We start from the raw sequence: 12,138 nt of genomic DNA on the forward strand, positions 1-12,138 counted from the left end.
TTCGGCAATATTGTTTGCTATGCGCTTTTCCTGGCGCGGGATGAAGCGCGCAAGGGGGTGACCAGCAAATCACCTTCTTCATTGTGCATGCAGGTCAGGGCAATATTGTATAAGTCTTCCAGCGCTGGTACTGCTGCGCGGTTGCTGGCGATATCAGCGACGAGCTGGCCATTCTTGACCAACAGCAGACGCCCGAATGCCTGCATGGCATGGTTGATGTCATGCAGGATAGCGACGATGGCATGCTGACGTTCTGTCGCATATTCTTCGAGGCTGGCGAGCAGGTCAAATTGCAGGCCGGGGTCGAGTGCTGCCAGTGGTTCGTCGACGAGTATCAGGCCATCGCGCTGGTCCCACAGCTGGGCAAAGATGCGTGCCAGTTGTATGCGTGCCTGTTCGCCGCCAGAGAGGCTGTCAAAGCGGCGACCCAGCAAATGGGCTGCATGGGCCATGGCCGCTGCTTGCCTGACGATGCTGGACAGTTCAGGGTCATGGGCACGGCTGACACGACCCAGGCTGATGACCAGATCAGTCTCCAGGCCAAAGGCCACGTCACTGTTTTGCGGCAGGACGGCGCGCAGGCGGCTGAGTTCCATCAAGGACCAGCTTGCCAGCGGGCGTGACTCGAAAATGATGTCGCCGCTTGTGGATTTCAATTCGCGGGACAGCAGTTTCAGTAGCGTGGATTTGCCTGCGCCGCTGGGGCCGAGGATTGCGACTTTTTCTGCCTTGGCTATGCTCAGGTTAAAAGGCCCAAAGTCTTTCTTGCCCAGCCTGGCGCAGACGGCGTCAAGCTGGAGCAAACCCTGTTGTGTGGTGGTCTTCATTAACATGATGCGATTCTCATACAGGCGATTCAGGCTAAGCGACCACGTGCATTACGCAGCAGGATCAGGAAGAAAGGGCTGCCCAGCAGGGCCGTGAAAATACCCACAGGCACTTCAGCCGGGATAGCGATGCAGCGTGCCACGGTGTCGGCCACCAGTAAGAGCAAGCCACCCATGAGCATGGAGCGTGGTATCACCTGTCTTTGATCTGGCCCACCCATGGTGCGCACCAGATGCGGGGCAACCAGGCTGATGAAGCCTATCATGCCGCACCAGGCTACCGCAAACCCGGTCAGTACCGCGACCAGCACAATGACCTGGGTGCGCAAACGGCGTACATCAATGCCGACATGGGCAGCCGCAGCTTCGCCCAGCGCCAGTGCATTCATGGCGCTGATCATGCGTCTGACCCACCACCAGGCTGGCAACAGCAATGCCAGTAACAAGCCAGCAGCCAGCCAGCTGGCACCTGCCAGGGAACCCAGGGTCCAGAAACTCAGGTTGCGTAATTGCTCGTCCGTTGCCAGGTAAGTGCACAGACCCAGTACGGCGGCACCCAGGGCATTCAAAGCAATACCTGTCAGCAGCAGGCCAACGATAGAGCCGGGTGAAATCCAGCGCGCCACACGATCAAGTGCAAAACAAACCAGCAAGGCACCGCTGAACGCAGTGACCGGCAAAATCCACATACGCCAGGACATGGGGATAGGCAAGTGCATGCCTGACAGGACAACGATACTCAAACCCGCAGCCGCAGCCGCACCTGCAGTAATGCCCAGCAAATTGGGATCTGCCAGCGGATTGCGGAACAGGCCTTGTGTCAACGCACCTGACATGCCGAGTGCTGCACCAACCAGCACGGCAAACAGGGCCCGTGGCAGGCGGATATTCCACAAGACATAGCTGCTGCCTGTCAGCGTCTGGTCGTCGCTGAAGTCTAGCAGGGTCAGCCAGTCTTGCAATTTGACAGGCACAGCACCGAATTGCACACTCAGCAGTAAAGCGGCAATCAAGGCGATACCCAGCACCAGCAGCAGGCCAGGCCTGCCGCCTTGCAAAAGCTTTGCTTGCAAACCTTGTTGCAATTCACCAGACACGGCTACCGAGGCTTTCATGCCTGCATGGCCCGGGTGATGGCGCTGTCAAGCTGGCTGATTGCCGATGGCAGACGCGGCCCAAAGCCCAGCATGAGCATGGCTTCTTGTGACAGTATGCGGCGCTTGCGGCCTGCCGGTGTTTGTTCCACACCCGGCAATTTCAACACAGACTCTATGCCGCCTGAGGCTTTCAGGCCCTGGTCAGTCACGAGGATGATGTCGGGTTGGGCTGCGATCATGGCTTCTGGTGTCAAGGGCTTGTAGCCATTGAAACCATTGCCACCACTGCCTGCAGTCAGCGCATTGCTGGCACCTGCATATTCAAGCACGGCATGGGCAGCGGTTTCACGACCCGCTACCATGATCTGGTTAGGTGCATGAGCGAGGATGAATACGGCTTTTGGGCCTTTGCCCTTGCGCTGCTCTATCGGTGTACGGACTTTGGTCCATTCCTGCTGCAGGCTTTGCATTAAGGTAGCTGCCTGGGCTTGTGTGCCAGTCAGTTCACCAATCTGCTTGATGCGGTCGAGCACGCCTTCAAACTTGTGATGCGCAGGCAAGACCGCCAGCGGGATGCCGGAGGAAGTCAGCTGGCGTATCACGGCAGGTGGACCTGCATCTTCGCTGGCGATGATTTGCGTTGGCGCCAGGGCCAGTACACCTTCTGCTGACAGGGCGCGGGCATAACCGACGTTAGGCAGTTTTTGCACGCTCTCAGGGAAGTTGGAGGTGGTATCGACGGCGACCAGGTCATTGCTGGCATTAAGGGCGAAGATGATCTCGGTGATTGCGCCGCCTACACTGATGATGCGCTGTTTGCCTTTGCCGGTTGCGGCTAGTGCAAAGGATGGCAGCAAGCTGGAGCCAGCTAAGCCAGCCAAACCCGCCAGTTGCATCAAAGCCTGCCTGCGCAGGCGATTGTGCTGGGTTTGTGGACTCAGGCTGCGCATGTCTGGCTTTCTGACAAGAGGTTGTCGATCAATGCGCGCCATTCGCAGAGTTCTGGCTTGCCGGGTTTGCGTTCACCAAAGAACATGGCGATGGTTTCGCCGTCAGCGTCAAACAATTCCAGTGAAGTGACGAGGCCATCCGTGGTTGGTTTTTTGACGATCCATGCACTGGCGATATGGTCTTCACGAAGATGCAGGTTGAAGCGTGGGTCGAGCACATTCACCCATGGTCCCATTTTGGCAATCTTGCTGACCGGGCCGGAGTGGATTTGTATCATGCCTACGTTGCCGGTAAATACCATGATAGGCACGGCTTCGGCAGCGGCGGCCTGCAACAGGTCCTGGCAGCTGCTGACATCAATTTGCTGGACAAACTGGGCATCAGCCACACGCAATGCCTGGGTGCGTGTCACGGCAAATTTTTTCATGAGGCCAAAGAACTCATGAGTATCACGCAGTGATGCCCAGGCCTGACGGAAGCCGGTGACATCGATGTCCTTGTCAGCCAGTTCCAGCAGTTTTTCTGCGGCGTCTTTTGTTTGTATGCCGGTTTGCTGCTCGACTGCAGCAAAGCTGGCGACCAGGGTTTCATATGCTTCTACATTGCTTTGTGGCTTGATGAAGATCTTGTGGATGGCCGTGCCGGTAGCATCATAGAATTGCAGGCTTTTTTGCTCGCTACGTTCTTCAGCACTTCCTGTTTGCTCTGTAACGGCAAAGCCAAACGCCCATTGCTGATAAAAAATTCGCAAATCGATTTCACCTGCCAGCACCAGGCCGACATGGTGGTTGTGGCTGATTTTGCTATAACTACCAGTTTTTTCATGGACGCAAGAGGGATTGCGGGTAAGGGCCATGACTTCGCCCAGGCTTTCTACGGCGGCGATGATTTCTGGCCACTCTGCGCGCAGGCAGGTGGCACGCAGCAGGCAGTTGCTTTCTATGGCTGCTGTGCCTGCGTGGGCGGCGATCAGCTCGCCTTCACTGATCTCCAGGGTTTCTGCGATGTCACGATGTCTGGCTTTTTTCTCGCGGCGCATGCTGGCGAATTCTGCACGTACTTTAGCATTTTGCTGCGGGTTTAAATGTTGGGCTGGCATGACGATTCCTTCTTAAAAGTCGTAACGAACTGATACCTGGGCATTCCGGCCAGGGGCGGTGTAAGCATCTTTGACGGTGGTGTTGTCGGCCAGGCCGCGTACATCAGACCAGGCCCAGTATTTGGTATTCAATACATTGTTGAGGTTGGCATTGACTGTCAGGTTTTGCATGGGCTTCCAGTACACACCGAGGTCAACCACGTTATAAGAACCTGGCGCAAATTGTGGCGTGGCTGCAGGGGCTATCCTGTCCAGCTGTTTGCCTTGCTGATGCTGAAGTTGCGCACGTGCGCCCCAGGCTGCTGTGTCATAGCGTACGCCTGCCAGGAATTTCATCGGGTTGATGGTGTCGAGTGGCGTTTTTACACCAGCAACTTCGCTGTCGCCCTTGGTGTAAGAGACACCGGCAGTGGCTTGCCAGTTGCTGTCGATTTGCAATTCTGCACGTGCTTCTGCGCCACGGATCTGTGCCTTGGCCAGGTTGATGTACTGGAATACCAGCGGGTCAACTGCAGTGCCTGTGCCGCGTACTACTTGCTGGCTGATGAAGTCTTTGTAGCTATTGTCAAATGCGGAGAAGGAGTAGCGCAAACCCTGGACCTTGCCACGGAAGCCAATCTCAAAGCTGTCGGCACGTTCTGCCTTCAGTTGTGAATTGCCTATGCTGGTGTAGCCAGATGCCAGATTGGTAAAGCCATTGTTGACCTGGTCAGGAGTAGGCGCGCGGAAGCCCTTGGCGAATTGTGCATAAGGTGCAAAGGCAGTGTCGAGTTGCCATACCAGGCCCAGGCGTGGCGTGACTGCACTGTCAGACAAGGTGGCGACTGCGCCGCCCGTGTAACCTGCACTGGATGGAGCAAGTTTGTAATGGTCATAACGCAGGCTGGGGATGATGCTCAGCTTGCCGGCTTCGATTTCATCCTGGATGAAGGCACCTGTAACTGTGTAAGTCGTATCCGGGAAAGGCTTGGCCGGGAAGGTTTCGCCAAATGGCGCTACCGTGCCATCGCGCAGGCCTGTGACTTCAGTACGGTTCCAGTCAAAGCCATAGCTGAGTTTTTGTTCAACCGCACCGGAGAAATTGCTTTCCATGATGTTGGACAAGCCGATGATCTTGGTGTTGTAGTGATTGTCGCGGGTGCGGTCAGCGGCGGTATTCCTGTCTTCTGCAGAGAATTGGCTGACCTTGGCATCTTGCCAGTACAGGCGTGTCTCGGCATTGTGCAACCAGCTGGAATTCAGGTTTTTATAGCGGTGGGCCAGGCTGAGTTTATTGCGTTCTACCTTGTCACTGGCATCGAGGTCCAGTGTACTGGTGGCTGTCAATGGCGGGATGGCGCGGGCAGAATAGACTTCAGTATCCTGCTTGCGTTTTTGCGCTTCTACGCTGGCTTCAATTTGCTGGTTGCCATCGATTTTGAAGATTGCTTTGCCCAGCAGGTATTGGGCATTGAAATCAACTGGATTTGGTTTGGTGCGGTTGACGTTTTTTGCATCATTGTCTGCACGGTTTTCTGTTTCATGGCCACGGCGGTCGCTGACCAGCAGCAAACCTTGCCAACTGCCATTGTCGCCAGCGATGGCAGCAGTATTGCGCCATGAGCGGTCCACCGTAGAATAGCCAGAGCGCACGAAGCCGCCAAAAGACTGGCCTTTTTTGAGCAGATCAGACGGATCCAGCGTGCGGAAGCTGACTGCACCCGCCAGACCATCGCTACCAAACTGTGTGGAGGTAGGACCACGTAAAATCTCTACTGCCTTGATGCCATCAAGTTCAAGGAAGTCACCACGGCCTGTCGCAAATGCGCCAAACGAAAAACTACCTGGTACACGCGTACCATCCACCAGCATCAAGACCTGGTTACCTTCCAGACCGCGAATATTGATACCCTCATTACCCGCGCGACCCGTGGAACTGCCAGCCGCTGTAAAGCGGGTAGGTGCAGCACGCACGCTGATATCGAGCTCATTGCGGAACAGGTCCTTGATATCGCGCCCACCTTCTTGCTCTATCCTGGCTGCTGGGATGACGGTGACGGTATTGGGCACACTATCGACTGTCCTGGCGGTACGCGTAGAGGTGACAGTAATATCTTTGAGGGTAGTTGCTTCTGTTGGTGGGACCGGGCCGGGAGTTTGTGCAAAAGTAGTTGCCGGAGCCATGCCCCATGCCATACCCAGCGCCAGGGCGATTTGCGTCTTGCTTAGCATCGTGTTTCCTAATAATTAGAAAAATTGAACACTGGCTAGCGGCGACTGGCTTGTGCGTATCATGGTCAACTCCATAGCCCACACGGACAACGCACCGTGCTTGAGGCTGGGAGCATCGTAAAAAGGGGAGTTTTTACGACTAATGTATTTTAATCGGGTTTATTATAAATGAGAATCATTCTCAGTCGCAAGTGCAATTGAGATTTTCTTTTATAAGAATTTGGAGTTGTAGCGATACGTAAAAGCAGCTTGAGAACGCGAAAAAATATTTTTTTGGTAATATTTAACAGGCCTCATGTCTGGTATGGTTGGAAGCGCAATGCCAGATTGCTGGCCGTCGCCTTTGAGGAGAACGAGAATGCTTACCGAAATATATGTTGAACGTGTTTTCGTCGGGAATACTGACGAACAGATTCTGTTTGCCTTGCAATGTCAGATAAGAAAAGGTGAGGTAGTCGCAGGGACGAACATAAGTGTGCCCCTTAGTCCCGGGCTTGATATGACTATTCCAGTTGATGAAGTCGAAGTCGTGAATGAAAAGAACATCAAGATCAAAGCTCACTGCGATGATTTGGCGGAGGTGGAATTTTTGCTTGACTTGAAACTCGATGGGAAAATTTTGTCGCTAGAGTAAACCGCCCACTTAACATACACATTTGGGTTCAGCCAGAATTTACTGGCGCCGTAAATAATATCCCTGCAAAAAACCATCCCAAGCCGCAAACTGATGTACAGATTTAGGTGTCGTGGTTTAGGGATTCATCCCTGCCCAGACCTCAGCAGGCGTATACCAGTGCAAATGCTGATGCGGCCTGATCAAGTTATACCAAGTCGTAAACTCGCTCAATAAATTATCCAGTATCTGGGAGCGCTGGCAAAAAGATTGTGATGCTGTGGCGATTTAAATGCGACATCGCCCGCCTGTGATGGCAGGCGGGCGATGATGGCCTTGGGAGCTGTTCAGCGGCAAACCCAGTTATTCAAAAAAAGTGACTGGGCTCGCCAGGCCTGGCTGGATTTATTAGGGCGTTGCCTTGATGACCACTTTGGCTTTGACTGTTGCATTGCCATAGCTGGCGGTATAGATAAAGTTGTCGCTGCCTTTGTATCCTGGTGTCGGTATATAGCTTACTGCGCTACCAGAAACACTGGCCGTGCCATGTGCTGGGTTGGTGGCAAGTGTATACGTTAGCTTGCCCTTATTGCCGACAGAAGCTTGCAAGTCGAATGTCATTGGCGCACCAGTATTGGTGGCCGTGACTGTATTGGCACGCAAGCTGGCATACTGCTGTACAAAACGTACGCCACCGGTCACTGTCACCATCAGGATAGAACCATCCCGTGATAACTTGGTACGTCCCTGTTTGTAGGCGTTATTGCCATTGGAGATGAAGTTGTCTTCAAAATTATAGCTTGCCACCTGCTGCAGGGTATTGGAATCGTATACTTTGACTTCACGCGTTTCAGCCCACGGGAAATAAATCAGGTTTTCAACAGGGTGATAGGCAACACCAATAGGTTGTGGGCCTGCATATTGGCCTATGACACCTTGCTTTGCATAGTTGGCACCGAAAATCTGTGTGCCAAAGTAGGTGGGAACGGCAAATTGCGTGCCATTGCTGTTAGTGGCAATTTCATAGTTATAGGCAGAAGTGCCGGTCTGGTAGTTATTGAAGCGTTTCAAATTATTGTTGGAAACGTCATATAGTCCCCAGGGACCAGCTGAGCTGTTTGATTCTGCAAATGCAACCACTGCGCCATTGCCACTGGCTGACAACATGGTGTTCTGGTTAAAGATATTTTCTGGGTAAGACGTACCAAGCTTGCTCCAGTTGAATGTGGCGGGATCAAGGCGGCGCAGAGGAACCGTGCCAGATCCGGCAAACTGTGATGATGCAAAAATGCTGCCATCACCGGCATACGCTACAGACCACATGCCATCCTCCATGAATTCTTTTTGCATGGAGACCTTGCTGATTGCCTGAGGCCCGGTCAGATTACTGTTCAAATTGATCAGATATACCCATTGTGAACTGCTATCGCTAGTCTGATCTGCGACTACCAGGGTATTGCCGTCGGGCGACAGGTCTATCCCTTTCAGTTGAGCCTTGCTGCCACCACTAGTTACAGGCCCTAGTACGATAGGTGACAAGAAACTGCCACTGGTAAGGTTATAACGCAGCACCTGGTTGGCATCGGTAATGTAAATGATATTGCGAGCTGCATCGTGTGACATATCAACACGATTGGAAGAGGGGATGAGCGTGCCAGTTGCGAAAGCGCCTGACATGGATAACAACAAAGCAGTACCGACTGCATACACATTTTTTTTGAATATCACAAAAACTCCTTGTAGAGAAAGTCAAACTCTATTCGCATATAAGGGTATTGCAAATAAAGCATTGATATGATGACATTCAAACTCGGGTGATGCAAGGTAGTTTTTTGTGATTTTTGTATGCTGTCATCTTGAAAAATTCGACCATAATTCTGTAACGGCAAGATGAAATATGTCATTATTCACCGAGTATTTCCGCATGTCCGACTTGACTTTTTTTTGAACAAAAAATCACATCCGCAGCGCACTTTTTTACTGAAGACTTCTCTTGGGAAACCGATGCGTAAACACAGTTCAGCATCTACTAATCACTTTGCCTGTTCAGTGTAGAAACTGAGCTTCACCAACGTCGCTCCAATAGTACCAACAAAATTCTCATTTTCTTTTTTTGTCCATTTGTTGGCACTACTATTGAAGTCTGCTTGGATACATCAGGAGCTTCAAAAAATTAACATTTCTGTTTCTGCTGGTTGTAAAAATCGGTGCGTTACAACGCACCGATTTTTACAACTAGGCGGCAGACCAATGAGCATGCTGACGATGACGCGTAACGAAGCGTCATCTTATCTATGCGTGCTGGATCAATTTTTCAATGTGCCGATGCTGGCACGGCGCGGAATGCTGCGACTTGATTTGACATGATTTTTATTTCGGGAAGTACGTAGCTGGAATTTGTAGCGGTGAAAGTGTAGCTTTGGTAAGCAGCAGAAGCATTGGCGTTGAAGGCAGAATTGGGGATAGCTGTCAGCGTATTGTATTGATATACATTGTATTTAACACCGGCAGTCAAGCCGTAGACGGTTGCGGTCAAGCTCAATGGGGCGGCGGCTGGAGCAGTGTTTGATCCTTTGCTCATTGCCGGGTTTTCGTAATTCAAGTCGGTGGCCAGGCGTACTGGTACGGTTTCGTGATTCAGGTCGATGACACCGGTGATTGCGACGGCGGCATTTTGAGTGCTGCTGTTGCTATGCAAGGCAAGTGAGTATGGTGGTGCAGTTGCGGTGTTTGCCTGGGTGCGTGTCATCTGGAACTTGTCGAAGCCATATTGGAACAAATAAGCAGAGGCTACCGGTGGAGCACTGGTCTGATTGGGGTAGTTGACATTGTTGGTACCGCTATTGTCGCTGAGCTGCAAAATATCGTCGGCATAATAAGTCTGGTTCAAGCCCGGTACCAGGGGGTGGTTGGAGGCGATGCCATTGACGGGCACGATATGATCGTAGCTGGAAAAACCAGCCGATAAACTGCCGCCTGGTTCATACCAATTCACATAGACACCCATGATCACCGGATAGCCTGCCAGGACGTAGCCCTTGATCCATGCCAGGTACTGGTTGGTGGTGACGGTATTGGCCTGACCATTCCATTCAACGGCATTCAGATGCATATTGGCTGCTGCCGTCAAATCATTGACAGCAACGAGTAGTTGGCTGCTGACGTCGTTTTGATTCACGCCTGGCGTGGCGACAGCGCGTGCGGTGTATTGCGATACATACTGGCCGTAATACAAGCCGGCACTGATGAAGGCGACTTCACCACAATAACCATAATTGGCATTCCACTGATGGCGTGGTGGGATTGCCAATGACATGGCGTAGGCGGCACCGCTGGGCGGCTTGGGGGAGTCAGCAGGCACTGGCCCAGGCAAAATTACCGGAACAAGACCGGCACTGATTTGGTTTTGACTGCTGGTATCTGGCGCAATGCTGACGGTGCCAGCAGTGTTGCTACTGCCGCCGCCACATCCAACTATTATCGTTCCGAATAAACTGACTAACAGGATGTTGGTGATTTTTTTATTCATGATGTCTCCGTATGTTGCTTGATTTTTTCTCAGCATTTTTTCACGCCCTGGTCATCGCGCGGTAGCGATTATGCAATGCTTTAGCTGTTTAGTGAAAAAAACTTGGACATCATAGAAGCAGAGGATAGATGTCAAGCAGGTGCTAATTATGCGTGCCCACTTCTATCATGATGCCGTCTGGCCCGACAAAGAAAAATTGCCTGCCCCTGGATGTCGTTTTGATCTCCGTCAGCCCCTCCACGCTAGCAACTTGCAAGCGCAGATAGGTCGCTTGCACTTGTAATATGTCAGGCAGGATGAAGCCCAGGTGGAAGCCCGGCGGGTAGAGCGGGGGCTGGTCGTCAATGCCGATTTCTTGCAAGACCAGGTCGAAGTCATGGTTTGTCATGGCGATGAGGGTGTTGGCCGGATTGTGGAGCTGGGTGCTAAAACCAAAGTACTGTTCAAAAAAATCTGCGGCAGCACGGGCATTGCTGACGCTTAAATTGAGGTGGTTGAGGTGCATGGCTGGCCTGGATGTTTGTTTGATGGATGATTTCAGTTTGCGGACTTGTCTTTGTCGCCGAATAATTGCTTGCTGCCTTTTTGTGAGGCCAGCAGGGCGGCAAAGCTATGCTGCCTCACCTGGTCTTCATAGTTTCTGATGGCGTGTTCTGCTGTGCTGAGGCCTGTGTGCAGCTGATTGAGCGCACTCGTCAGGGCAGCGGCATCATATAGGGCGGAGTTGGCACCGAGGCCACTGGCGGGGCTCATGGCATGGCTGGCATCTCCCAGGGCAGTGATGGGATGTGTAGTCCATACGGGCATGTCGCTGGCTGTCCTGATGGGTAGCAGTGCCAGTGCTGCTGTGGGTGTCAATTGGAATAGCGCTTGTAATCCTGTGGCCCAGTTTGCTGTCGTTTGTGTCAGGCAGTTGCGTATGGCAAGTGAAGTCGTGGGCAGAAGCTGATTCTCTTGCAGACCGAAGCTGGAGCGTTTGCCTATCAGCGCCCAGTAGATGTAATCTGCATTGTGACTGATGGCTGCGTTGCTCGCTTGCACATCATCACGAAATAGCATGGTATCTACGACGGCTGCCATTTCATGGGCAAAAATGATGGAGGTGCCAGTTTGTAATTGCATGGCCACTTGCTGGCGCACTTCGTCGCTAAAAGCGGTTTTGCCATAGATGCAGATGCTGCCTGTGTCTTGTGGTGCAAGTTCAGGAAAACCTAGCTCGCGCACACGTGAATGCACGCCATCGGCAGCGACGAGTATATCGGCCAGGCTGCTGCTGCCATCTTCAAATCGGGCGAGGATTTTGCCGTCGGCCTGTTCGCTATAGCCAATCAGATTTTTATTGAAGTGCACTTGCTCTTGTAGGCCAGTCAGCAAGACTTGGCGCATGCTGAGGCGGTTGGCTTTAAGGTCTGGCACAGTATCTGCACCAGCTTTGTCATGCTGCCAGTCTTTTACCCATTTGTCGGTCAGGGTCTCAAGTTGTGGATTGAGGGTGTTGACCTGCGCTGAAGGCAGGGCGCAAGTCTGCTGGAACAAGTCATACAGTGCGGCGGGCAGGCAGGAGGCAAGTGCAGTTTGGCCAACCTGGTCTATACGCAGGCGATAACCCTGGCTGCGACTGTCGGGTGCGGCATCTTTTTCATGGACTTCAAAGCTGATGCCGTGTTTTTTCAAGCCTAGTGCCAGGCAAAGGCCGCCCAAGCCGGCGCCTATGATGCAGATGTGGAGAGGTGTTTTCATTTCGTATCCAGGGTGTTTAGTCTTGTGCTCATTATTGGACAAAAGTGAGAATGCCTGATAACGTTGTTTTG

At 52.4% G+C, this 12,138-nt stretch carries 10 protein-coding genes; 1 reads left to right on the plus strand and 9 read right to left on the minus strand.

Going from position 1 to position 12,138, the window contains the following annotated elements; all coding sequences use genetic code 11:
- Positions 1-17: 17 nt before the first annotated feature.
- From ACO0LF_RS19130 to ACO0LF_RS19150, 5 genes are read right to left on the minus strand one after another with little or no spacing between them, the layout of a single operon-like run.
- Positions 18-833, minus strand: coding sequence for an ATP-binding cassette domain-containing protein (locus ACO0LF_RS19130; RefSeq protein ID WP_423016846.1), 816 nt, complete (start codon positions 831-833; stop codon positions 18-20).
- A 23-nt stretch (positions 834-856) separates the two neighbouring features.
- Positions 857-1,942, minus strand: coding sequence for a FecCD family ABC transporter permease (locus ACO0LF_RS19135; RefSeq protein ID WP_423016848.1), 1,086 nt, complete (start codon positions 1,940-1,942; stop codon positions 857-859).
- Positions 1,939-2,874 carry a heme/hemin ABC transporter substrate-binding protein gene (locus ACO0LF_RS19140; RefSeq protein WP_423016850.1) on the minus strand — a complete coding sequence of 312 codons (936 nt, stop codon included), beginning with the start codon at positions 2,872-2,874 and terminating at the stop codon, positions 1,939-1,941. The genes ACO0LF_RS19135 and ACO0LF_RS19140 overlap by 4 nt, the downstream gene beginning before the upstream one ends.
- A complete protein-coding gene (locus ACO0LF_RS19145; protein ID WP_423016852.1) occupies positions 2,862-3,974 on the minus strand; it encodes a hemin-degrading factor in 1,113 nt (370 codons plus the stop codon). Before ACO0LF_RS19145 ends, ACO0LF_RS19140 begins: the two co-directional genes overlap by 13 nt.
- A gap of 12 nt (positions 3,975-3,986) precedes the next feature.
- Positions 3,987-6,185: a TonB-dependent hemoglobin/transferrin/lactoferrin family receptor gene (locus ACO0LF_RS19150; RefSeq protein WP_423016854.1), complete on the minus strand. Its 2,199-nt coding sequence runs from the start codon at positions 6,183-6,185 to the stop codon at positions 3,987-3,989.
- Positions 6,186-6,543: 358 nt separating this feature from the next.
- Between ACO0LF_RS19150 and ACO0LF_RS19155 the strand changes: the two genes are divergently transcribed.
- On the plus strand, positions 6,544-6,819 hold the full coding sequence (locus ACO0LF_RS19155) for a hypothetical protein (RefSeq protein ID WP_423016855.1): 276 nt from the start codon (positions 6,544-6,546) through the stop codon (positions 6,817-6,819).
- Between the two features lie 387 nt (positions 6,820-7,206).
- Here ACO0LF_RS19155 and ACO0LF_RS19160 read toward each other — a convergent pair whose 3' ends face one another.
- The 4 genes from ACO0LF_RS19160 to ACO0LF_RS19175 form a co-directional block, all read right to left on the minus strand.
- The gene (locus ACO0LF_RS19160) at positions 7,207-8,526 is read right to left on the minus strand and encodes an Ig-like domain-containing protein (RefSeq protein ID WP_423016857.1); all 1,320 of its coding nucleotides are present in this window, start codon (positions 8,524-8,526) and stop codon (positions 7,207-7,209) included.
- A gap of 586 nt (positions 8,527-9,112) precedes the next feature.
- On the minus strand, positions 9,113-10,327 hold the full coding sequence (locus tag ACO0LF_RS19165; RefSeq protein ID WP_423016859.1) for a hypothetical protein: 1,215 nt from the start codon (positions 10,325-10,327) through the stop codon (positions 9,113-9,115).
- Positions 10,328-10,469: 142 nt separating this feature from the next.
- Entirely contained in the window at positions 10,470-10,832 is a 363-nt protein-coding gene (locus ACO0LF_RS19170) for a VOC family protein (protein WP_423016861.1), read from the minus strand.
- A gap of 32 nt (positions 10,833-10,864) precedes the next feature.
- Positions 10,865-12,067, minus strand: a complete 1,203-nt coding sequence (locus ACO0LF_RS19175) for an FAD-dependent oxidoreductase (protein ID WP_423016863.1) — start codon at positions 12,065-12,067, stop codon at positions 10,865-10,867.
- Positions 12,068-12,138: the final 71 nt, after the last annotated feature.

Origin of the sequence: Undibacterium sp. Di27W, assembly GCF_049340345.1 — a bacterium.
Classification (GTDB): Bacteria; Pseudomonadota; Gammaproteobacteria; order Burkholderiales; family Burkholderiaceae_D; genus Undibacterium.

Coding starts and splice junctions, on each gene's coding strand:
- ACO0LF_RS19175 (WP_423016863.1), bottom strand. CDS start 12,067: ATGAAAACACCTCTCCACATCTGCATCATAGGCGCCGGCTTGGGCGGC.
- ACO0LF_RS19170 (WP_423016861.1), bottom strand. CDS start 10,832: ATGCACCTCAACCACCTCAATTTAAGCGTCAGCAATGCCCGTGCTGCC.
- ACO0LF_RS19130 (WP_423016846.1), bottom strand. CDS start 833: ATGTTAATGAAGACCACCACACAACAGGGTTTGCTCCAGCTTGACGCC.
- ACO0LF_RS19155 (WP_423016855.1), top strand. CDS start 6,544: ATGCTTACCGAAATATATGTTGAACGTGTTTTCGTCGGGAATACTGAC.
- ACO0LF_RS19150 (WP_423016854.1), bottom strand. CDS start 6,185: ATGCTAAGCAAGACGCAAATCGCCCTGGCGCTGGGTATGGCATGGGGC.
- ACO0LF_RS19145 (WP_423016852.1), bottom strand. CDS start 3,974: ATGCCAGCCCAACATTTAAACCCGCAGCAAAATGCTAAAGTACGTGCA.
- ACO0LF_RS19140 (WP_423016850.1), bottom strand. CDS start 2,874: ATGCGCAGCCTGAGTCCACAAACCCAGCACAATCGCCTGCGCAGGCAG.
- ACO0LF_RS19165 (WP_423016859.1), bottom strand. CDS start 10,327: ATGAATAAAAAAATCACCAACATCCTGTTAGTCAGTTTATTCGGAACG.
- ACO0LF_RS19135 (WP_423016848.1), bottom strand. CDS start 1,942: ATGAAAGCCTCGGTAGCCGTGTCTGGTGAATTGCAACAAGGTTTGCAA.